Annotated in this window: 23 protein-coding genes and 1 pseudogene; 7 read left to right on the top strand and 17 right to left on the bottom strand. The window is 59.7% G+C overall.

What is annotated here, in order from left to right:
- The 5 genes from bioC to bioB all read right to left on the bottom strand — a co-directional run bounded on the left by bioC (position 1) and on the right by bioB (position 4690).
- Positions 1-882: a malonyl-ACP O-methyltransferase BioC gene (gene bioC, locus DYST_RS14245; RefSeq protein WP_239946343.1), complete on the bottom strand. Its 882-nt coding sequence runs from the start codon at positions 880-882 to the stop codon at positions 1-3.
- Entirely contained in the window at positions 879-1649 is a 771-nt protein-coding gene (gene bioH / locus DYST_RS14240; RefSeq protein ID WP_239946342.1) for a pimeloyl-ACP methyl ester esterase BioH, read from the bottom strand. The genes bioC and bioH overlap by 4 nt, the downstream gene beginning before the upstream one ends.
- On the bottom strand, positions 1646-2413 hold the full coding sequence (locus tag DYST_RS14235) for a sulfurtransferase (RefSeq protein WP_239946341.1): 768 nt from the start codon (positions 2411-2413) through the stop codon (positions 1646-1648). Before DYST_RS14235 ends, bioH begins: the two co-directional genes overlap by 4 nt.
- A gap of 29 nt (positions 2414-2442) precedes the next feature.
- Positions 2443-3621, bottom strand: a complete 1179-nt coding sequence (gene bioF, locus DYST_RS14230) for an 8-amino-7-oxononanoate synthase (protein ID WP_239946340.1) — start codon at positions 3619-3621, stop codon at positions 2443-2445.
- Positions 3622-3685: 64 nt separating this feature from the next.
- Positions 3686-4690: a biotin synthase BioB gene (gene bioB / locus DYST_RS14225; protein WP_239946339.1), complete on the bottom strand. Its 1005-nt coding sequence runs from the start codon at positions 4688-4690 to the stop codon at positions 3686-3688.
- A gap of 365 nt (positions 4691-5055) precedes the next feature.
- On the opposite strand from bioB, the gene DYST_RS14220 reads away from it, so the two are divergent.
- Entirely contained in the window at positions 5056-5778 is a 723-nt protein-coding gene (locus DYST_RS14220; protein WP_239946338.1) for a ComF family protein, read from the top strand.
- Between the two features lie 642 nt (positions 5779-6420).
- Positions 6421-7404, top strand: coding sequence for a HipA domain-containing protein (locus DYST_RS14215; protein WP_239946337.1), 984 nt, complete (start codon positions 6421-6423; stop codon positions 7402-7404).
- A 6-nt stretch (positions 7405-7410) separates the two neighbouring features.
- Here DYST_RS14215 and DYST_RS14210 read toward each other — a convergent pair whose 3' ends face one another.
- From DYST_RS14210 to DYST_RS14200, 3 genes are all read right to left on the bottom strand, one after another.
- Positions 7411-8409 carry a hypothetical protein gene (locus DYST_RS14210; RefSeq protein WP_239946336.1) on the bottom strand — a complete coding sequence of 333 codons (999 nt, stop codon included), beginning with the start codon at positions 8407-8409 and terminating at the stop codon, positions 7411-7413.
- A 491-nt stretch (positions 8410-8900) separates the two neighbouring features.
- Positions 8901-9212 carry an antibiotic biosynthesis monooxygenase family protein gene (locus tag DYST_RS14205; RefSeq protein ID WP_102301044.1) on the bottom strand — a complete coding sequence of 104 codons (312 nt, stop codon included), beginning with the start codon at positions 9210-9212 and terminating at the stop codon, positions 8901-8903.
- Between the two features lie 56 nt (positions 9213-9268).
- The gene (locus tag DYST_RS14200) at positions 9269-9415 is read right to left on the bottom strand and encodes a hypothetical protein (protein ID WP_239946335.1); all 147 of its coding nucleotides are present in this window, start codon (positions 9413-9415) and stop codon (positions 9269-9271) included.
- A gap of 203 nt (positions 9416-9618) precedes the next feature.
- Between DYST_RS14200 and DYST_RS14195 the strand changes: the two genes are divergently transcribed.
- Positions 9619-9840 carry a TonB-dependent receptor gene (locus tag DYST_RS14195; RefSeq protein ID WP_146010414.1) on the top strand — a complete coding sequence of 74 codons (222 nt, stop codon included), beginning with the start codon at positions 9619-9621 and terminating at the stop codon, positions 9838-9840.
- Positions 9841-9996: 156 nt separating this feature from the next.
- Here DYST_RS14195 and DYST_RS14190 read toward each other — a convergent pair whose 3' ends face one another.
- The 3 genes from DYST_RS14190 to DYST_RS14180 form a co-directional block, all read right to left on the bottom strand.
- Positions 9997-10410: a YybH family protein gene (locus DYST_RS14190; protein WP_275666824.1), complete on the bottom strand. Its 414-nt coding sequence runs from the start codon at positions 10408-10410 to the stop codon at positions 9997-9999.
- A 146-nt stretch (positions 10411-10556) separates the two neighbouring features.
- Positions 10557-11339, bottom strand: a complete 783-nt coding sequence (locus DYST_RS14185; RefSeq protein WP_239946333.1) for an alpha/beta fold hydrolase — start codon at positions 11337-11339, stop codon at positions 10557-10559.
- A gap of 584 nt (positions 11340-11923) precedes the next feature.
- Positions 11924-12547, bottom strand: coding sequence for a CPBP family intramembrane glutamic endopeptidase (locus DYST_RS14180; RefSeq protein ID WP_239946332.1), 624 nt, complete (start codon positions 12545-12547; stop codon positions 11924-11926).
- 1183 nt (positions 12548-13730) lie between these two features.
- Here DYST_RS14180 and DYST_RS14175 point away from each other — a divergent pair.
- Positions 13731-14582 (top strand): annotated as a pseudogene (locus DYST_RS14175) (PA4780 family RIO1-like protein kinase); the annotation flags it as partial.
- Positions 14583-15343: 761 nt separating this feature from the next.
- On the opposite strand, the gene DYST_RS14170 reads toward DYST_RS14175, so the two are convergent.
- The 4 genes from DYST_RS14170 to DYST_RS14155 form a co-directional block, all read right to left on the bottom strand.
- Positions 15344-15586, bottom strand: coding sequence for a YrhB domain-containing protein (locus DYST_RS14170; protein ID WP_239946330.1), 243 nt, complete (start codon positions 15584-15586; stop codon positions 15344-15346).
- Between the two features lie 1297 nt (positions 15587-16883).
- Positions 16884-17351, bottom strand: coding sequence for a hypothetical protein (locus DYST_RS14165; protein ID WP_239946329.1), 468 nt, complete (start codon positions 17349-17351; stop codon positions 16884-16886).
- A gap of 233 nt (positions 17352-17584) precedes the next feature.
- The gene (locus DYST_RS14160; protein WP_239946328.1) at positions 17585-18016 is read right to left on the bottom strand and encodes a hypothetical protein; all 432 of its coding nucleotides are present in this window, start codon (positions 18014-18016) and stop codon (positions 17585-17587) included.
- Positions 18017-18480: 464 nt separating this feature from the next.
- A complete protein-coding gene (locus tag DYST_RS14155; RefSeq protein ID WP_102302207.1) occupies positions 18481-18792 on the bottom strand; it encodes a hypothetical protein in 312 nt (103 codons plus the stop codon).
- A 200-nt stretch (positions 18793-18992) separates the two neighbouring features.
- On the opposite strand from DYST_RS14155, the gene DYST_RS14150 reads away from it, so the two are divergent.
- The gene (locus DYST_RS14150) at positions 18993-19340 is read left to right on the top strand and encodes a carboxymuconolactone decarboxylase family protein (RefSeq protein WP_102302208.1); all 348 of its coding nucleotides are present in this window, start codon (positions 18993-18995) and stop codon (positions 19338-19340) included.
- Between the two features lie 29 nt (positions 19341-19369).
- Here the strand turns inward: DYST_RS14150 and DYST_RS14145 are convergent, their stop codons facing one another.
- Positions 19370-20203, bottom strand: coding sequence for a hypothetical protein (locus DYST_RS14145; protein ID WP_239946327.1), 834 nt, complete (start codon positions 20201-20203; stop codon positions 19370-19372).
- Positions 20204-20389: 186 nt separating this feature from the next.
- Here DYST_RS14145 and DYST_RS14140 point away from each other — a divergent pair, with 186 nt between their 5' ends.
- Together DYST_RS14140 and DYST_RS14135 are read left to right on the top strand one after the other, a co-directional pair.
- Positions 20390-20806, top strand: a complete 417-nt coding sequence (locus DYST_RS14140; RefSeq protein ID WP_239946326.1) for a hypothetical protein — start codon at positions 20390-20392, stop codon at positions 20804-20806.
- Entirely contained in the window at positions 20803-20946 is a 144-nt protein-coding gene (locus tag DYST_RS14135) for a hypothetical protein (protein ID WP_239946325.1), read from the top strand. The genes DYST_RS14140 and DYST_RS14135 overlap by 4 nt, the downstream gene beginning before the upstream one ends.
- Positions 20947-20971: 25 nt before the next feature.
- Here DYST_RS14135 and DYST_RS14130 read toward each other — a convergent pair whose 3' ends face one another.
- Positions 20972-21571 carry an SMI1/KNR4 family protein gene (locus tag DYST_RS14130; RefSeq protein WP_239946324.1) on the bottom strand — a complete coding sequence of 200 codons (600 nt, stop codon included), beginning with the start codon at positions 21569-21571 and terminating at the stop codon, positions 20972-20974.
- Between the last annotated feature and the right edge of the window lie 72 nt (positions 21572-21643).

Genomic DNA, 21643 nt, shown 5'->3' with positions numbered 1-21643 from the left:
TTAGCGCCTACGCGAACCGCGCAGGCTGTCGATGGAGAAACTCGCCATCTCGCCACCGCCGGCCATGCGACGCGACTGCCCCGTCGGTGGTCCCCATGCATGCGCCGTCACCACTTCCCACGTCGCGGGGATGCGGCCATCCACACGCATGGTTTCGTACGCGGCCAGCATGCGCTGGTAGTGCTTCTTGCCTAGCAAGTGTCGCTCGCGCTCGCGGTCCGCATTGGTCGCGCCCAGCCCCTGCAGTTCCTTGAGCAGCAGACGCGGCTCGCTGTAGGTCAGTGTGTAGCGATCTACGTCCAGCACCGGATCGCGCAGGCCTGCGTTGATCATCGCATCGCCCAGGTCGTGCATGTCGAGGAAGCGGCTCACGTGCGGCTGCTGGTCGGCTTCGGCCCACGCCGCGCGCAGCTCCTTCAAGGTATCGGGGCCGAAGGTCGAGAACACCAGCAGGCCGCCGGGCTTGAGTACGCGCACACATTCGCCGAACAGCGCTGGCAGGTCATCGATCCACTGGAAACACAGGTTGGAATGCAGCACGTCCACGCTATGGTCAGGCAGCGGCAGCGACGTGGCTTCCGCGCACACGCGTTGGAACGGCTTTAGCCAGCTGCTGTTCTTCTTTGCGGCGCGCAACATGGGCAGCGCCAGGTCAAAAGCGACCACCTGCGCCTTCGGGTAGCGCTTGCGCAGCAACGCCGTGCCGCGGCCGGTGCCGGCGCCGACATCAATCACCCGCTCGGGTGTTTCCAGGTAGAAGCCCAGGCGATCGAGCAGCAGCGTTTGCACTTCGCGCTGCAAAGCGTCGTGTTGCTCATACGTGTTCGCCGCGCGGCCGAAATTACGGCGCACCTGCTGACGGTCGAAATGCGAGTCGGTCATTGAAAACTGTCCAGCAGCGGCGTCAGTGCGTTCGCGACGTCGCCCGCATAGCCGAAGAATGGCGCGTGGCCAGCATGCGCGATCTCCGTGTAGCTACCGCGCGATTGCTCGGCCGACCATGCCATGGCGGCGGGCGGCACAATGCGGTCGCGATGGCCCACGATCCACGCACTCGGTACGGAGAGCGCAGCGAGGTCGGCGCGACGGTCGGCGGTTTCGAGAATGCGGATACCTTCCTGCAGCACGCGCAGGTTGGGTTCACCGCGTTGAAAGATCAGCGAGCGCAGGTGACGCACTTCCGCCATCGGGTCGCGGCTGCCCATCGCCTCCAGCGCGATAAAGCGTTCCAGCGTGCCGTGGTAGTCGGTTTCCAGGTCCGTTGCGAGCTGGCGTACCAGCTTGGGATCGCTGCCATGGGGCCAGTCCTCGCCCCGCGAGAACTTGGGCGTGCCGTCGATGACGCCCAGCGCGCGCGCATGCTGCGGGTGTTCGATGGCTGCAGTCATCGCGATCAGTCCACCCAGCGACCAGCCGATCCAGATCGCTGGCGGCGTGCGCTCGGCAATCGCCTGCACGCAGGTGGAAGGTTCCAGCGGCAACGTGCTGTCGCGCGAATAGCCATGGCCCGGCAGATCGACCACATGCATAGTGCAGCGATCGGCCAGCACGTCGCATAGCGGCTCCATCATGCCGCCATGCATGGCCCAGCCGTGGAGGATCACCACGGGGATCTCGCCGTGGCCGTGGGTTTCGATATGAAGGTTCATGCCTGACTTGCTCCCTCTTCCCGCTGGGGAGAGAGAACCGATGGCGCCAAGCCCTTATCCACCGCCCCGCGCTCATCAAACACGAAACAATCGCCGTTCCAGTGCGTGCCGTCGGTTTCCTCGAAATACTTCAGGATGCCGCCTTCCAACTGGTACACGTGATCGATGCCGATGTCCTGCATGTGCAGTGCGGCTTTCTCGCAGCGGATGCCGCCCGTGCAGTACGACACCACCGTCTTGTTTTCGTAGCGCGCGCGGTCGGCGGCGAGAGCGGCGGGGAATTCGGTGAAGCTGGCGATGCGGTAGTCCACCGCGTTCCGGAACAGGCCCACGTCGGTTTCGTAGTCGTTGCGCGTATCGAGCAGGACAACTTCGCGACCGTCATCATCGTGCCCCTGTGCCAGCCAGCGTTGCAGCGTCGCTGGCGCAACGGAAGGTGCGCGCCCGCCTTCGGGACGAATGGTCGGCATGCGCATGGTGATGATCTCTTTCTTCAGGCGCACGCGCATGCGGCCGAACGGCGCGGCATCCGAGATCGACTCCTTCGGCGTTAGATCGGCGAAGCGCGTATCGGTGCGCAGCCAGCTCATGAAGGCGTCGATGGGTTCGCGCGTGCCGGCAAGGAACAGGTTGATACCCTCAGGCGCCAGCAGGATCGTGCCCTTGAGCGCCAGCGCCTCGCAGCGTTCCAGAATGCGCTCGCGCAGCGTCGGTAGGTCGTCCAGGCTGACGAAGCGGTAGGCGGAAAGATTGATGATGGACATAAGCGGGGATGGGTACGGCAAGACCGCCATTATACGGGGCGAGCCATGGGGAGCCGGGACAAGGCATCCAGCAGCCGGTCAACGTCGCTTTCCTCATGGGCGGCAGACAGCGTGATGCGTAGCCGGGCCTTGCCCTGCGGCACGGTCGGCGGCCGGATCGCCGTAACCAGAAAGCCCTCCCGCTCAAGAGCTTCGGAGGCCGCCAGAGCCGCTGCCGCATCGCCTAGCAGTAGTGGCTGGATGGCCGTGGGCGAGGGCATCAGCGGCAGGCCGAGCTGGAATGCGCCCGCACGGAAATGGGCGATCAGCGCACGGAGCTTCTCGCGCCGCCAGCTTTCGGACTGCGCCAACCGCACGGCAGCCAGCGTCGCGGCGGCGAGCGCGGGTGGCATGGCGGTCGTATAGATATAGGTGCGTGCCAACTGCACGAGTCCGTCGATTAGCTCAGCGGAGCCGGCCACAAACGCACCGCTACAACCTAGCGCCTTGCCCAGCGTGGCCATCAGCACGGGCACGTCGCAGGAGGAAAGCCCGGCGTCTATGACGCTGCCTTCGCCATGCGCACCGAGCACGCCCAGGCCATGCGCATCGTCGACCATCAGGGTTGCGTTCTCACGGTGGCAAAGCGTGGCGAGTTCGCGCAGCGGTGCGATATCGCCATCCATGCTGAACACGCCATCGGTAGCGAGCAGCGCACCGGGCTCCGGGCGCGTGGTCAACTGGCGCGATGCGGCTTCCACGTCGGCATGCGGGTAGCGTTTCAGTTCTGCGCCGGCCAACTGCGCGCCGTCGATCAGGCAGGCATGGTTGAGCTTGTCCTGCACGCAGAGATCATCGCGTTGTAGCAACGCCTGCATCACACCGAGGTTCGCCATGTAGCCGGTGGAGAACAGCAAGGCGCGCTCGCGTCCTGTCCATTCGGCGAGCGCCTCTTCCAATGCGGCATGCGCGGAACGATGGCCACAGATCAGGTGCGCCGAGCCGCTGCCGACGCCATCAGTCTCGGCCGCACGTTTGAGTGCATCGACCAACGCCGGATGCTGCGCCAGGCCAAGGTAATCGTTGCTGCAAAAGGAAAGCAGACGACGGCCATCACGCTCCACCCACATGCCGTCCGCACGCGTCACCGTATGCAGGCGACGGCGCAGGCCGGCCTGTTCGCGCTGTTGCGCGTGGGCGGTGAGGCGAGCGAGCAGGTCTGTACGCATGGTGGGGCACCGTTATCTTGTAGGAGCGCACACGTGCGCTCCTACCGTCGCGAACGCGCGGCACTCAGGCCGCGCAATGCTCCACGATATCCGCGTGCACCGTTGCGGACGTCTCCACCACTTCCAGCGCGTGCAGGTTCAGTCGCTTGAACAGCTGGCGGTCGTGCTCCACGTCGGGGTTGCCAGTGGTCAGCAGCTTTTCGCCGTAGAAGATGGAATTGGCGCCGGCAAAGAAACACAGCGCTTGCACCGCGTCGTCCATTTGCTGGCGGCCGGCAGACAGGCGCACCATCGAAGCCGGCATAAGGATGCGTGCTACGGCAATGGTGCGTACGAAGTCGAATGGGTCGATCGCGTCGGTACCGTTGAGCGGCGTGCCTTCCACCTGCACCAACTGGTTGATCGGCACCGATTCCGGATGTTCAGGCAGGTTGGCCAGGGTTTGCAGCAGGCCGGCGCGCTGGTCGCGCGTTTCGCCCATGCCCACGATGCCGCCGCAGCAAGTCTTCAGGCCTGCTTCGCGCACGTGTTCGAGCGTGTCCAGGCGATCCTGGTATTGGCGTGTGTGGATGATCTCGCCGTAGAACTCCGGCGCGGTATCCAGGTTGTGGTTGTAGTAGTCCAGGCCCGCCTGCTTGAGGGTGGTGGCCTGCGTGCCGTTGAGCATGCCCAGCGTGGCGCAGGTTTCCAGGCCCAGGCCCTTCACTGCGCGCACGATCTCGGCAACCTTCTCCACGTCGCGGTCCTTCGGGCTGCGCCAAGCGGCGCCCATGCAGAAACGGCTGGCGCCAGCGTCTTTCGCGGCCTGCGCGCGTGCCAACACGGCGTCCACACTCATCAGCTTCTGCGCCTGCACGCCGGTGTCGTAGCGCGCGGCCTGCGGGCAATACGCGCAGTCTTCCGGACAGCCGCCAGTCTTGATGGAGAGCAGGGTGGACACCTGCACCGCATTCGGGTCGTGGTGTTCGCGGTGCATGGAGTGCGCGCGGTGCAGCAGCTCGTTGAAGGGCAGCGCGAACAGCGCGGCGACTTCATCGCGCGTCCAGTCGTGGCGGATCGGTTGGGCCATGGCGACAGCTCTGGGGTTGGGGATGCGCGACAGTCTGACAGCGGCGCCTTTCTTGTCAACTTTGAATGATTGGTGTTGGTTGACGATGCGCGAACGTATGGCTGCCGTTACCATCGGGCCATTCGCTCCTGAGGAGTTACCAGCATGAATGCAGGACAAGCTGGCATTCGGTCAGTGCCAGCCGCCATCTGCAGCTTGCTCATCCCCGGACTTGGGCAAGTTCTCCAGCGACGCCCGTGGATCGCGTTGGTAATGGTTGTGCTCGCAGCGATCCTTTGGATCGTCAAGATGGGCTGGATCATCCATCTGTGGGCTTGCCTGGACGCCGCTACCCATAAGCCGGAAAGTTGACGCGAGCTATGCGCATGGACGCGCTTTCCCTTGCGCGGCCCCTGGCCGCCTCACTGCAACGCTTCGTTTTGCCTTGCCGATGCCTGCTCTGCGGTGTCGCCGGCAACGACGGTCTGGATCTCTGCCGCGACTGTGCCCGCGAACTCCCGCGCAACCGCACCTGTTGCGCCCGTTGTGCCCTGCCTTTGCCCGAACCCACCGCACTTTGCGGGCGGTGCCAGCGCCGCCCACCACCGTGGGACACGGCGTGGGTGCCATTCCGTTACGCGTGGCCACTGGACCGGCTGGAATCGCGCTTCAAGTTCAGTGCGAATCTGGCGTGCGGCCGCGTGCTCTCGTCGCTATGGCTGCGTGAGCCGCCGCCTACCGAACTTCCCGTGTGGATCGTGCCTGTGCCGCTGCATGTCGGGCGCCTGCGCGAGCGTGGTTACAACCAGGCACGGGAGCTGGCTCGACCTCTGGCGAAACACCTTGGCCTCACCTCACGTTTCAACGTGCTGTTTCGCCAGCGCCCCACGGCGGCACAGACCGAGCTCGGCGCCGTGGCGCGTCGCCGTAACGTGCGTGGCGCCTTCATCACACGGGAACACACCGCATGGCCGGCACACGTCGTCCTGCTTGATGACGTCATGACCACCGGCGCAACACTCATGGAGTGCGCGCGCATGCTGAAGCGAGCGGGTGTGCAACGGGTGGATGTCTGGGCGCTGGCGCGGGCGCCGTCGTTCAAGGTCTAGCAACAACCGCCACAGCGCCTTGCCGCTGCGCGGGCTAGCTTTTTTTATAAACAGAGGCTGAATTTTCTTTGGTTGGCGTCGATCATATTCGCCAAATACGACGTAATGATTTGATTGAAAAGGAAATTAACTCGAAGTATTCCGCCAGGTGAAGGTGTTCTTTTTATAAATAAACACTGAATAAATAAGTTGTGTATCGAAAGATATCCGCCAAATAGCGCGTAAGCTTCAGATTTACAACAGAATAAATGTGGGTCAATTCCGCCAGTGAATCAGCCACGAACATCGCCGATCGCCGCCACCCTGGCCCGCTGGGGGGGCTCTGTCCTCCCAAGACCTATACAAGAAGGTCCAAAACGAGTTCGGCAGCGAGCGCAGCTTCCAGCGCGCCTTGAGCGACACCCCAAACCTCGTTCGCCTCGGATCCAGGCGTAACCGCGGATATGCGCTTGCCCGACCCGAGAGGCTCCCGTCGCCGGTCTACATGCGCAACGAGGGGGGGGGGCTGATGTTTTCCTCGGCCATCTCCTGGCGCTTGAAGCCAGCCAGTGGACCTGGGATGCCAGCGGCACCGAACAGCGGTGGGCACGGCTCTCCCAACTCAGCGAAACCCTGCCGGTCTACCAGGGCCTTCCCTGGTTCATGGATGCGTTTCGGCCCGCGGGCTTCCTCGGTCGTGCATGGGTGCGCGAACACGCCGACGCGCATGGCTGGTCCTTGGACATCCAGTCCTGGACGGACGACCAGATCCTCACCGCTGCGCAGCAAGTGCCGTGGGACTGGCGGGGCAACCTGTCGCTAGGCCCGTTCCATGACGTGGAGAACAGCGTGGTCGCCATCGGTGATCGCAAAGCGGAGTACGCCAAGCGTGCCGACCTCGTGCTCGACGGCGTCATGGTGGGCGCCTCGGCAGACGGCGAGCAGCCCAAGTTCACTGCGATCGTTGCGGAAAGCGATCGACAGCGCCCCGTGCTGGTGAAGTTCTCCCCCCGCATGACAGACGACCCGGCGGCGCGACGCTGGGGAGACATCATGCTCACCGAAGCCATGGCGCAGCAGGTCATGGCCATCCACGGGCTGGACTCGGCAGCCACTGAGTTCTGGGTGCATGACGATCGCATGTGGCTGGAAACGACGCGCTTCGATCGTATCGGCGCACATGGCCGCCGGGGCATGGTGTCCCTGCGCGCGCTGGCCACCAGCTACCACTACCAGGGGCCACCCAACGGCTGGATCCAAGCGGTGGAACACCTGGAAAGGCGGGGTGCGCTCCGCCCGGAGGACGTCGCCAATGTGCGCCACATCGCCACCATCGGCCAGTTGCTGCTCAATACCGACATGCACATGGGCAACCTGAGTTTCATCGTCGGCGATGGCTGGCCCCACCCACTTCAGGTGGCGCCGGTTTACGACATGACGCCCATGCGATGGGTGCCCGTAGGCGCACAGAACGTCGTGCCGGCGTTGGCACCGCAACCTTTATTCAAGACCAGCGATATCGACGCCATGCTGATCGCTGCCGAGATCTGGGAAGAGACCTCCCGGCAGGAGCTGGCCACCGAGGGGTGGCGCCAATGGTCGGCGGAGCGGGCGAGACAAATACGAGAAGCGCTGGCAACGGACTGACCTTGCTCAGTGCGCCCCAACGCTCGAAGCATCCGCCGGCTGCGGCGACTCCGCTGCCGCGCGCTTGGGCGTATCCAGAGGGCACCATGTCTTGAGGCGCTTACCCGCTCGATAAAGATCAATGCACTCTCGCATCTCCGCCTTGAAGGCCAGATCAGGCGTGTCTATCGGGCAGCCGTACGACAGCGGCTTGCCATCTTTGTACTCGGCAATACAGCTTGAAAGTGGCGGCACCGCGGGAGGGTTCGGATTGTCGGCCAGAGGATGCGGCGGCAGGTTGAGGCGCTCATCCTTATTCATGGGCGAAGGTGGTACAGGAGGTACGCCGCACAGCAAGTTGGTAGCTGTACTTCTCTTGGTGGGGTCGCAAGTGCTTTTGACGATATCTTTGATCGCGTCGCCTATATGGCGCCCCACCGCACCACCGGCAGTCTCGTTCGGTGGCGGAAAATACTTCTCGAAACGGGTGGCCTTGTAATGCATCCGGTTGCTGTCGTGCTGCATGATCTGACGATCATCCGCAGGCTTGGCCTGCCCGGTATCTGTGCTTGCTGTTGCCGGGGTGGTTCCCGTCGCTGATGGCAGTCGGATAGAACCATCTTTCCCGAACAAACTTACGGCGGAAGGCGTAGCCACGGAAGTCGCTGGCGCAGGTGCCGCTGCATGATCCTGCACGACCATGGCATCACGACGGGGCTTCTCTTGCGTCACTGGGCTAACGCGGGGAACCAACACTTGCCGCGGAGGAGCCGATTTTTGGGGCGGAGCGGGCAGTTCAGGCGGTTCAGGTGCCTGCGCGGGGTGCGGCTCGCTGCGATGATCGATCAGACGCACGATCAACGCCTGACTGATATCGGTCTTCGTCACCGCCAGTTGCAGCGGCTTCGGCTTCATCTCGTACCACAGTGCCAGCACGAACAGTACGTGCAGGACCAATACCAAGCTCAGCGCTAGCGCCAGCGCGGCGCGTGTTAGTGGCGGCTGGCGCCAACGCCTGCGACCCAACGTCTCGCGTGTTTCGCTATCGAGTAATGCCAGGCCGCGTGCACTATCCCCCTCCTGTCGATGTCGGACCTGCCCCAAACGCGCCATGACACCCCTAATTCAAGCCAATGACCCACAAGAAACATCCGCGTGGCGTCAGTGCGCGTTGCGACTATTCTGAGTAGACAGGTTATCTCACTCAGGGTTCCCTTGATCCGAAGCAGTCAGAAGAAGCAAGCAGAACGGGGCTTGTTCATCTAACGAGAGATCACTTCGCGCCTGGCGCAAAAACTTTCTCCAAAATCTGCTCCTGATCATGGGAAACGTAAGGTCGCTTCCCGTCTGGCACTCGATGCCGAGGACGGATGAGGAGTCCTCAGCATCGCTTCGGTTCCAGTGCGGATACCCGCGAAGCCAGCGCAGTGCGCATCCCTATCAGCCGAAAGACCGAACCCATGTCTTGGATTCGCTAACGTTCCACCACCATGAACCACGGCGCCGCTCATACACACTCAATCGGAAACGCCGCCAGCTACGCCAGTGAGTTCGTAGTGACGCATTTCATCGATAAGAGGCACGTACGGCCGTATGGCGGCTAAAAAGGGCGGAAAATGTTCGCTGCGGCGAAACCCTTGCATATGATCTTCCGCCGAGGTCCAGCGGATACGAAGCACATACGTGCCAGCTTCATCGATGCATCGGCTCAATTCATAGCCAAGGCAGAATGGACTGGCCGCGAGGCTAGAGGCGGCACGCGCATAATCTGCTTCAAAGGCAGCGCAGGTCGTCGGAGGCAACTTGTAACGGATGTACTCAACGATCACGTTCGCTCTCCCTGGTAGGCCATGGATGGTCGCCGCATTATGTTCTCGAATGTGACTCAGGCTGTCGACTCTTCACAGATCAGTGTCGCGGCCAGAGCGGCGAACTCCCCTTCCGGCAGGTAGATGGAGGTGATCGGTCTCGTGTGAATGGCCATGTCTGCCATGAGAGTGAGCGGCAGCATGAAAGCCCATTTTTTGGTCACCCATTCATTGGATTCCTTCCCTGTGCGGTCTCGAAGGACCGAACCAGAATCTAGGCAGTGAGGTTGAAAGGACGGGAGCGCCGTTAACGTAGATGCGCCAGCCATCAACTCCAGACCACGCGCTAAAGCCCCGGAAAAACTCACGCTTCGATACCAATGATGGAGTAGGGTGAAGCGGCGGACCCCATATGGATGGCGTGACCATGATTGACGTCGTTGGCTTGACCCGTGATGGCTACATTTACAGCGCCAGATACGGTGGCGTCGCGAACGATGGCGTCCGTTGGTCGGCGACCTTTCAACGGAATGGCATCTCCAGAGGCATACGCCATGGAACACTTGTCGGCATATTGAAACTGTCCGACGCCGACCTGCGGATCGCGGTCAAGAACGACATTGAGGATACCTGGGCCGGCGGATACTGAGCCCTAGCTATCGGCGGGGCGCTGCTTGATATATCACTTCACCTGTCCGCTCGGGCTGCTCGGGCAAATGTGCGCTCCAACGCGGCAGAGAAACCCTCCGCCGCCAATGAAGTGTCAGGCATCGTGGTCATCATGTACCAACGTTGCGAGGTTGCATTAACCGCGCAAGATCGGCTCCCCAGTCCGCGGGTTGGTTAGAGTCACATTCTCGAGCGCTCGAATGCGCCAGATCTCGCCCTGTTTCGCCAATACCGCGAGGATCAGCGTATCCACTGTATGTGGTCCCGCCGGGTGGGCGACACCGGCTGCAAGGCGACTCCAAAAATGTATGACCACCGCCCCGTCGGCAATGTGAGCGACATCGATAAGCTCATTTTCTAAAGTGGAGTCGCGATAGATTGTTTCGTGAATGGGCGCGTGGAGCGCCACAATCTCATTGATGCCTTGGACATAGTGACCGAAGCGATTTACAAACGTCGCGTCTTCATCGAACAGGCTTCCGAGAGCAGTCATGTCGTGAGCGTTCCAAGCGGCCTGGAATGCACCTGGCGCATCTTCGGGTCTTTTCATTCTAGTCATAAGTCATTTGGCCGGCGGTGATAGATCAAGCCCGTCTATGAAGGGTCTGCTTCGGGTCAAATGCGGGCGTTCCAAGCATGCCGCTTCTATCACGACATTTGCCAGCGACAAGAAGTGAAAAGAATGAGGGCGAATGGCTATCGGGCCGCCCGGTCGATAAGCAGCTCAGCAAAGCGTTCGGGCTGTTCAATGTCTGGGAAGTGCCCGCAATCTTGGAAATGCACGATGTCCGCTTGCGGTACGCATTCGTGTAGCGTTTTTGGGTCTGTGCATCGGTGAGAGTGATCCTTCTCACCCCAAATCATCGTGCAGGGCGTCGTCGTTCCGCAGAGCGAGGCCATCTTTTCTCTTGCCAACCCTTGCACCACGCCGGCAAGGCAAAAGTTCGCTCCAGTAGAAAGAGCGTGCAACGCCTTTTCTCGAAAAGCTGTTGGATCTGTCGTCCTCGGAAGCGCCATGCCATACCAACTAGCGGCTGCCCTTTGGCGAAAAAGCCACGCTGCGATTTGCCCAATGACAGGTATGCGCAATGGCCTGGGGATAACGCGAGCTGTCCAGGCATGCATGGCTGTGAGCGACGGAGTCTGTGATAGGAACAGGTGCGAAACTCGCTCTGGCGAGAGCTTGGCAGCACGTAAAGCATAAAAACCATTGGCGCAACTAAACGCCAAAGTGGCTTTCGCTATACCCAGGCCATCAAGTACGCCAAGGACAGCACGAGCACCTTGATCCAACAAATGCTCATAAGAATGATTGGGGCTAGAGTAACCAAACCCTGGCATATCAAAACACACGACACGCAACTGTCGCGAAAGAAGATGGATTAATGCATCGTAATGTTCGATGACATTGGGACCATCAGGAACCATCACGACGCACGGCCCCGTTGTTCCTGAGTCATAGGCGCGCACGGTGCCCACGGGCGTATCGATAAAACGGAAAGATCGAGCCATCCCGGGGATACGCGCTCGTCGTCTCGCCGAAATACGGGCTAAGAGACTGTCTACCAACGCACCGATCATACTTGTCCTGGAGGCAGGCTAAATGAGACCGTAACGGTAGCAGTCTTCGCTTTCGCCAAGGTCTGCTACGGGGCGGAAGCGGACATTCTGAAGTAGCCCTAGCCAGCCGAAGAACCAGGGCATAGGAGGCGGCGGCACGTAATTGGTTAACTTGATGCGACGCCCATCGGATCTCACGCCAGAGACGGAGCTACATTCCCATCTTTCGCTCGGCTTCTGATATGCGATAGCTGCCGCAAAATCTTTGGTCCCAAAATCTGGGGTAAGGTCGAACAGCTGCGTTTGCCCGGGACAAATCGTTCTCGGAAAAACATAACCGTCGAAATCACCCCCATCGCGAAGTGATCGCAGCGAGCGCTCCCCAGACAAGGACATATGCGACTCCACCCCCGCCAAGTAGTCGAGCGATAGTGCCAGTCCAGAAACGGACATGCTCGAACATGAGCGTCAGTTCGACAACCACTGCTTAGTGCACTTTGGCCTCACGGCATGGCCGCAAGTAAACCCGGGATGTTGAAAATGATGTGGACTAGAACGGCTGGAATCAGGCTGCCGCTTCGTCGCCGCAGTTCGCCCGCCAGCAAGCCAAGAACCAGCGCAGCTACCGCGGTCCAAGGGCCGACTGCCAAATGAACCGATGCGAATAGAAGAGCTGCGATGATCAGTGCAGCGATGTTTGCCTGTGCCATCACGGGAACGGGGTTGGTGAGGCTGTGAGCAAATGTCGTCTGCAGCAGTCCTCGGAATATCAGCTCTTCCTGCAGTGGCGATCCCAATCCAAAGTAGATCCACGCGATGGACGGTGTGAGAACAACGCCCGCCAAGGGGCCGGGCTCATGGGCGAATGTCAGCAACGTATTGACAAGCCATGCGAGCGGCACAGCGATCAACACGGCCACGATCGCGCTTTGCCAACGGCACCAGCGGAATCCAAAGTTGGCGAGATTCAGTGCCATGGAGGAGTGGCGCAGCGCCCACATCAGCGACAGCGCAATCATCGTGCTCACTACGATGATCACCGGGATAGCATTTGCCATAGGAAGATGCAGGTTGGCGACCAGGGCAAACGTCGGGATGTATACCGTTAGCAATAGCGCCGCAGTCACGGCGAATGCGCGTATCCAGTGCCTCTGTGGAGAATGCGATCTCATCATGATGAATTGATCCTTTCTCAGGTGTTGGTGGCCAGACAGTGCAACTATGCGCCCAGTTCAGGATCAACAGCCTTTGGGGGCATCTCGCTCGGGGTAGAGATGTGATCCCAGCACCCATCCCGGACCTTCAGCGCAAGCTTGGATCCAGCTTGTCCAGATCGCCCGGACGACATCACCAGCCCTCTCCGTTGCTCCTCGTTTATGTCCGGTCTGGGTTGCCGTTTCAACCGGTCAACGCAACACTTTGGCCAAATCGCATTGCCACACATTTCAGCGTCTTATGCCCATCCCCGTGGCCCGTCTAACGATCCTGGCCTACAATAAGTCGAATCACACCTTGAATTGAGGCACCTTCCGTCTGCTGGCCTTCGAGCCATTGAACTGGGCTCCGTATCCAATCGCAACGGGCCTTCTCCTGTCACAGTGTCGAGGTGTTGCGTTGACCGATTGAGCCCGCAGTCGAAAGCGGACAGCTTTTTGCCATCAAAGCCATGCACAGGCCGGCTCAGGTATCGTGATATTCGAAACCGTCCCTTCGGCGGAGACATCGATATATACCCTCTGGAGGCAATTCTCCAAGATGGGCGGCCTCTGCCTGCTGCAATCAAGCCTTGACGCATCGCTACCCGTAGCTGTCCTTGGCGATAGGCAGGAAAGCTCCAGTTCGCTCAGCTTGGAAACGGCGTCATCTTTCATCATGCCGAGATGAACTCGTGACGCTACCGACTTCTCGAACCCCGCTTGATTCAGGCAGCCAGCGAGCCCTGTCGTAAGCAGCAGCAAAGCAAATAGCTCAAAAGTCCTTTTCATGCGTGCCATCCTTGTATGGGGGAGACGAATATCCGCTTCGGTTCGTACCGCCAGCCGCACTGTATCGCCCCGGCTTGAATCGGCAGAGCATATCGGTAGCCGTTCAATCTACGGTGTTTGAGAGGCCTACCTTTCGTTGACGCCCGATACCCGGAAAAGCCGGCTGCCAAGGCCGGTTCGCGGCAACAAGCGGCGTCTCAGTCGCCAGGCGAAGGCGGCTGTGAGCACGCGCCCCGGCTCTCGGTGGCTACGCCTGCTCAAAAATGCGAAAATTGTGAGTCAATGGCCGCTCTCGCTGCGCCGACCTCCCCCAGAGATACCTTGAAGACCCCCCCAAGGCTTACAGGCGCTGATCGATGACGGCGTCATTGATGAAGTGCTTCGACCACTCAAGAGTGGCAAAGAGGCAGCGGTATACGTTGTCCGTAGCGGCGGCGAAATACGCTGCGCAAAAGTTTACAAGAACATGGCACAGCGCAGCTTTCAGCAACGCGTGCAGTATCAGGAAGGGCGCAAGGTGCGCGGCAGTCGCGAGGCACGCGCTATCGGCAAGGCCAGCAAGTACGGGCGCAAGCAGCAGGAAGTCGCCTGGAAAAACACCGAGGTTGATGCGCTCTACCAATTGCGCGCCGCTGGCATGCGCGTGCCTGAGCCGTACGGTTATTTTCACGGTGTACTAGTGATGGAGCTAGTCACCGACGCCGAAGGCTACGCTGCGCCACGCCTGGGTGAGATTGAACTCAGTGCGGAGCAAGCGCGTGAATACCATCGTGTGCTGGTGCGCCAGGCGGTGCTGATGCTCTGCAGCGGACTGATTCATGGCGACCTATCCGCATACAACGTACTGGTTGGTCCGGATGGCCCGATAGTGATCGACTTTCCACAAGTCGTCAGTGCCGGAGGAAACAACGCGGCGCGAACGATGCTGCTGCGTGACGTCAACAACCTCACGGCACATCTTGGACGCTGGGCACCGGAGTTATTGGACACGTGGTACGGCGAGGAGATGTGGGCGCTGTTCCAAGCCGGCGAGCTGCAACCAGATACGGAACTGACCGGCGAGTTCGAGCCAGACGAAACCGAGGTTGACCTCGACAGCATCCGCCAGTCCATCAATGATGCACGTGAAGAGGCCCTGATCCGACAGCAGGGCCGCGAAGCGGCAGCGGAAGAATAGAACCTGATAGTAGCGCCACGCCCTCATCGGCGAGGCATCGTTGGTGCCCTTGCTGCACGCGACTTTGTTGATGCGCGATTGGCAAACCAACACGAGGCCCCGCCGAACCTGCAGCGGTCTCGGTAGCATCGTTGTTCACAGGAATCGAGTGGATGAATTAAGTCCGTCTTGGGTCGAAAGCGGACATTTGACGATTGACCGATCTACCTCTGACTTCCGACGCGGCCAAGCAACGTTTGTGACATTAGGTCAAAGTCCGTCAGCAACCCTGACAGTCGAATCTTTGATCCGTTACCTAGAACCAAGGTAAGTTCGGCGCCTCTGCCAGTTTGCAGCTTCGTATCGACCACCTGCCTAAGGTCTACTCGACGCCGAGAGAATGCCCCCACGGCAATTTCGCTTCCATCTATAACAAGCCTGTACCTAAAAAAGTACAAGCCTCCGACAAACGTCAATGCGGGAAATAGCCAGAACGCCGCAATCGTTGCTGGATCGGGACCAGTGAGCGATGGCATGCATGCAACGACCGCAAAGAGTGCGAAAGCCCCGATGAAAAGATAGTTGTAGACAAAGGGAAACTTGTAGATCTCCAGGCTGCCTTGCACTCGCCTATGCCCCCCTAGTCCCGATAGCCATTAGGGCAGCAGTACCCAGCGAAACCACAATCGGCGTCAAAGGTGCCAGATTCATCCAATCCTCCAAATTCCTTACTAGCTCGTTGACGTCCGCTTTGGGTCGAAAGCGGACCTTAGATATGTCGCCTAGCCTGGCCTGCGAGGGCCGATCACGCCGCCGACCTTGCTGACGAAGATCGGCCAATTGCCGACAACGGATTGGTTGATATCCCCCGATTGCAGGTATGCGTCCGTCTGATACGGAAAGTACCAACCATCCTCGGCCTCTTTGATCGCCGACGCAGCGATGAGATATCGCATGCCATCTGGCGGAACCAGATGCTCATCGAGGTACTTTTCCGCAAGTTGCCTTGCCTCGAGTAAGTCCATGTACCCCACCTCCAAAATTGTCCGCCAGCCTGCCGGATCGGTGCCAGAAGGGTCTGCTTTGGGTCGGAAGCGGACATTCAGCAGATTTAATGCTCCGTCTACCTATCTTCCTTGCGAGCCGCTTGGACCATAGCTGGCAAATCTTCCGTGTAGCCGAAAGATCGCCACGGTGCCTCGTACCCCCATCCATGCAGCAAGAGCAAACATTAGGCCGCCGCTCATATGGGGAGGGAGAATCGCAATCAACACGAAGCAAACACAGGTCAACAGAAAGCCCGCGGTCACTGCAACACGGCTTTTCCGGAATCTAGTGAAGTAGCCGCAGCCCCCTAGGAGAATGGCAAAGCCCGCAAAGATGAGGGGCATAGACAAGAGCGTGAGAACTGCCAACAACGCTGCACAGCCGAAATACCCATCCCCGGTCCACGCGGCAAGGTCAAGGGCCATCTCTCTATCAGAGATTCGTCCAAAAAGTGCTCTTTGAAGTGTAGTCAACAGCCGTCCCTCTGTTTGAACAGGCCAACAGGTGGCCGTCTTTCCTGGTCGCACATCCGTTGAGCTGGAACTGTCCGCTTCGGGTCGGAAGCGGACACTCATAGCGTACGAAGGCAGACTAGGAGGTCCAAGCCTGTATGCGCCTGATTACCCGCCATCTGTCCCTTACGCGCTGCAGTTGGACGTACTCGCCATGGGCACACAGCCCCCCCGCAGTCTTCTGAGAAATAGACGACGGCCGTGCCCTTGGTTTCGGAGTAGACCGGCATACTGAGCCGGAGGAGGACGCCAATGTCCGAGAAAGTGTCCGTGAAGCCTGTGTTCGCTCCAACGGGGATCCGGACGCCTGCGGGGACCGGAAACTCCATAGGATGTTTCGCCGGCCTATCAAAGGCTGCTTTGAGTTTCGCATAGGGCACCACTCGTACCCGAGGGCACTCTATGCCTTTCGGTAGCGCAACGGTCGCTTCGGTGCGGCTTAGAAGCCCTGAAATCTGGTCACTAGTGACGCCATCTGGATGACCCATGTGAGTTACGTCTGGAGCTGATGGCTTCGAGGAGAGTAAGACACGGCCCCTATCTTTCCCCTCGCACTGAAGTGAGACGACGGCAGCCAGAACTGCTTTGTCTGCTTTGGTGTCAACGCCCGTCACTTGATCGCTGTGGGCGATTTTCGATATCGAGAGCGTCGCGACCGCTACGAGCAACATCCTTGCCATACAAGTCATCAACTTTCCCTTAATCTTAATTGCGCCGCATACCGGGAATGTCTGCTTCGGGTCGAAAGCGGACATAACGTCTATCACCATTGGCGTCCCAGCCAGCGGGGCCACCAAAGCCTTACCGAGACCAGCGCGCCGGCAATGCCTACGAGAAAGACGACGACATGTGACCACAGGTATGGCCAGCGGTGACTAATTCCATCGATTTCGTATCTGAAGCTATACGCAATTTTCCTAATGTGTACATCCGGCTCGAGAATGCCGGGTTCGAACTGATATCCGAAGGGGACGAAATCACCGCTCGCACCATCTGACTCCAACACGTCGTAATGAGTAACGCAGCGATTGTTCAGTGGCTTCTCACATACGCGATACGAGCTTTTTACTGTGAAGTCTGCCGAAAGAAGAAATGTGTCAATAATTCTTCCCTCGCATAGGACTGCGGCAAAAATGCTCAGACACAGCAACAAAAGCTTGTGACCAGAACGAAGATGTCCACTCCAACCATGGGTGCCATCTGCATCCACGCGTTCCAGTTCCGCATCCACTTTGCATGTCCTCAGCCTCAATCGACCACGAGGCGATGCTGTTGAATTGTGCCAAACCAAATAGCCGCCAAAAACGTCCGCTTTGGGTCGGAAGCAGACTCTCCCGTCCGGCCAAGTGAAACCTACCGGAACGCCTTTTTCGATTGGGGAAGCGCACCTTTCAAGGCGCTCTGGCAAGAGTTGTCGAGCCCCCAAAGCCCACACGCCCCTCATTCCCTGTCGCTTGTTTCCTTTCAGCGCGAGGTGCGTCGGAAGCGGGCCAATGCTCCCACCGCCGCACTGGCGATGACAAACGCCACGACGGTCATGAGTAGTCCAGAGAGGTAGATGCCATACCCCAGTCCCTGCGGAAGCGGGTGGGTAAAAACGGATCGATACGTCCAGGCTTCAGCTACTAGCAAAGCAGTGGCTAGGTACGCCCATGGGTGGAACGGGCGCAGCAAGCGAAGCACAAGCACGATGGGCAGGCACAGGATGACGTTGATGATCACGTCCTGCGTGAACAGAAGTCCATGCAGGGAATTCCCCGTGACGCCATGCGTGATGAGCCAGTGCGGAATCGGATTGACCTGCACGAGATGGCTCCATACGTATCCAAGCGTGACCACATGGATAAAGCCCAGCATGGCAGACACCACGGCAGCCATCAGCCATTTCCCTGTCATACCCCCTCCCTTTCACGAGCGCATGTTTCTCGGATTGAAAAGCAAGTGACTTGAGCAGCCTTACGCGAGCACCGGCCCACCTTCGGCAGATGTCTGCAATGGGGCGGAAGCAAACGTTGGCGCCGCCGCCCGATTGAGCGATTACCCCCAAAGGGTCTGCTTACTTCGCATTCCGCTTCTTTTCTTCCTTGGCCGCCTTCTTTTCCTTCATCGTTTTGGCCGGCTTTTTCTTGTCGGCCTTCTTCGAATCCATACCCTTGCTCATATCATTTCCTCGGTCATCGTTTGTCGAGTCGCACGTTGGACATTTCGTCCCTTAGATACCGGAGCTTTCGCTCGCGAAGCACCTCACGAACGGAAGATTACGCCAAGCTGAAAATCTGTAACGCTTTGCAGGTAAGGATCTTCGCACCCTCGCGAGGGTCCCTATCTACGTCTGTCGAATGGTCAGGTTTTCACTAACACTATGGCAGTTTGAACTTGCGCGTGGAGCGTAGCGGCCAGACGGACGTGAACTGGGTGCCACCTGCCACGCGGAAAGCGGCAGACATGCCGTTCAGAACGCCCAGTTCTTCCAGAACGTCTTTTGCGCGCCGAAAGGTATGCCGTGGATCAGACGCAAGCATAAAAAGATTGATCTCTTTTGGACTGACATCGTAGCCCTCCAGCTCCACCGTATCGCCCAATGTCTCCTTCAACTTGCCCTCCATCGTCGCGAGAAAGGCTTCGTCGGCCAGGGACTTGCGCCAGAACTTGATGACGAGTTGATAATCCATGTGGCGATTGTAGGCCCAACTACCACCATTAGTCGGCCCCAACGTGTGCCGGCCGTATCGGTACTTGCAGGCTCACCGTAAGGGCAGGCCGTTTGGCCTCGAACCATCGTCGTATTCACCCCGCCGCAACACAGGGCGCAGCATCGTCTGGTCGTGACCCGGGCAGGGACGGGCGCGATCCACTCCCACGGAGACGCCACATGCTCAACTGGCCTGACTACCGCAAAGAACTGCTTGGCCGCATCGGCGAGATGGCCAAGCTGAGTCCCGACACTGTTGCCGGTTACCAGACGCTATCCAACGCCAACAGCAAGAACGGCCATCTGGACGCCAAAACGCGCGAGCTGATTTCGCTGGCCGTCGCGGTGACCACGCGTTGCGACGGCTGTATCACCGTGCACACCGCCGAAGCGCTCAAACAGGGCGCCACGCACGACGAAATCGCGGAAGCGCTGGGTGTCGCCGTAGCGATGAATGCGGGTGCCGCGTTGGTCTACTCCGCGCGCGTGCTCGATGCTGTACATGGCTATGAAGAACGGCCCAAGTAAGAGTCGCGAACAAGACGACTGCGCGACCATCAGGCGCGCGCAGTCGGTGCTCGGTAGGAGTCAGCTACCACCCACGCGCCGCATGCAATGGCGGCGGAAATCACCAGCGCCGTCCACGCGGTACGGTCAGTGGGTGCCGCCACGATAGCCGGCACCCACACCAGCACCGTGATGATCCACAGCATGGCCGCCTCCAGCAGCGCGGCCAACCGTGACAGCACGCCGAGTAGCACCGCAAGGCAGGCCGCGATGCTGGCGGCGCCGGTGAGATAGGCCCAGCCAAGGTGATACGGCAGCCATGCAGGCACTAGCGCCACCGTCTGCTCGCTATAGAAAAAGTGCGCCAGGCCGATCATCGGTAGCGACAGCGCAAACAGCACGCGGGCCGCACGTATGCCGCGCTGCCCGGTAATAGGACGCCACCCGCCACGGCGATCGCCCATGGCCTGAGCAAACAACACCCACGCACCCGCGAGGATCACCGCGATCTCGCCAAAGCCCAGCCACGTCGCTTCCATCGACGGCACGGCAATCACCGCCGGCACCTTCAGCAGCAGCACCCACATGAGCATGAATACCGTCAGCAACGCCGCTGCCGGTTTTGCCCAGCGCCTCAGCAGCAAGCCAACGCCAGCGATCCATTCGATCGCCGCAAAGGCATAAGCAATCGCCCTGGCTCCCGGCATATGCTCTATGGGCAGGTGTTGCCATACCAGGGCCACGTCGCCGTAGACAAAGCCCAGCAGGCCCAGCCCGATCATGGTGAGTGCCAAACACTGTTGCGACACGCGCATTTGCGCCACGGGGGTGATGGCCATGTCGTCGGCCAGCAGCGTGGTTGATGCCTGATACGAACGCTCCATACCTTGCTCCTTCACGAAGAACGGACAGGGGGAACAGCGATTCGATACACACGCGGCCAGCCTTGGCCCGAACCACACGACATGCCCTGGCGGGCCGCCGTATCGCGCCATTTAAACGGCTAGCCGGCTGTGGTGCAATCATGGGTGCTAACCGCTTTGGTCCATCGCTCCAACGGAGGGATTGTCATGTACCGACCTCGCCTCATTACAAGCCTGCCGCCGGATACGGATGCCGACGGCATCAAGGTTTACACCATCGCCGCCGATGGCAAAGCGGTGGATATCTCGCACTACCAGCCACGCCTGCACGCCATGAAACAAGCCCGGCCCGTGGCATGGCGCGACACCCCTGCCTTCGCCATCTGCCACGAAGCGGCCAATGCACGCTATCTGGTGCTGGGATGGTGGGGCAACGACAACGAGATGTTCATCGCTGTCGCTGCGCAGGACGCCACCGGCTGGGTGGAAGACATGTCTCGCTATTCGTTCTGCCTGTGGGACATGGAAGTCATGTGGCACGAGCGCAATGCCTTCATCGAATGCCTGTATGGCGCAGTGCACAGTCTTGATGCGTATCGCGCCGATCGGCTGTGCAAGACATGACTAACTACAAGGCGTGGTGGGTTGCCAAGGGCGTGGCTCGGCTTGTGTTCGTGGTGTTGCTCAGTCTGCTGATGGCAGGTCTGGGTTATCTGGCGATCCTCGCGGTGATCGTGCATTTTCCTCCACACGCGATTCTCTAGCGGCGATCGCGCTGTGCCGCCGGGGCTATTCGTCCTCGAGGACAAATCGATACCCGTCCTTGATCAGCTGCTGCAGATAAACATCGAAGCTCTCGGCAATCACCGCATAGCTGTCCGGATCGTGCAGGAAGCGCATGACCTGGCCGACTTTGCCTCCCGCTGCAGGGTCAAAATCAACATACAGCACTGATGTACCACCATTGTTCATACAGTGCGAAAAGCACAGCCTTTTGCTCATCGGAACGTTCGGATCGATCCGTGCATCAACCATGTCCGGATCCTCCTGCACGCAATCGCCATAACGCTCGGTGATGCTGTCGCTGGCATAACCCGCAGAGTGCATGTTGAGCGCTTGCCCGGTGGATAGAAGGTAATAGGGATACTTGCCGTTATCCACATCAGCCCCCAGCATGCGCACCGCGATCTTGGTGTCGCCATAAGTGCGCCAATAAGTGCCATCCACGCGGCTCCACAATTCGAGCAAGCTGTCGGGGCAGGCAGGATAAGCGTCGCGTATCGCGGCTAGTTGTCCGGCATCGGCACCCGTAGCGATGGTCAGCTGTTCGCGTGCGTCCGGAGATAGAACTTCGTTCAGGCCAGAAAGATAGGTTTCAACCAGAGACATGCCGCAGCTCGGACGCATTTAAAGGAAGGAGAAGGGTGGAAGGAAGCACGGTGAAAAGGTCGTGTGCCGAAC

It is taken from the genome of Dyella terrae (genome assembly GCF_022394535.1).
Classification (GTDB): domain Bacteria; phylum Pseudomonadota; class Gammaproteobacteria; order Xanthomonadales; family Rhodanobacteraceae; genus Dyella.
Note: the sequence above shows the minus strand (reverse complement) of the source record. Positions and strands in the feature narration are given on the sequence as shown.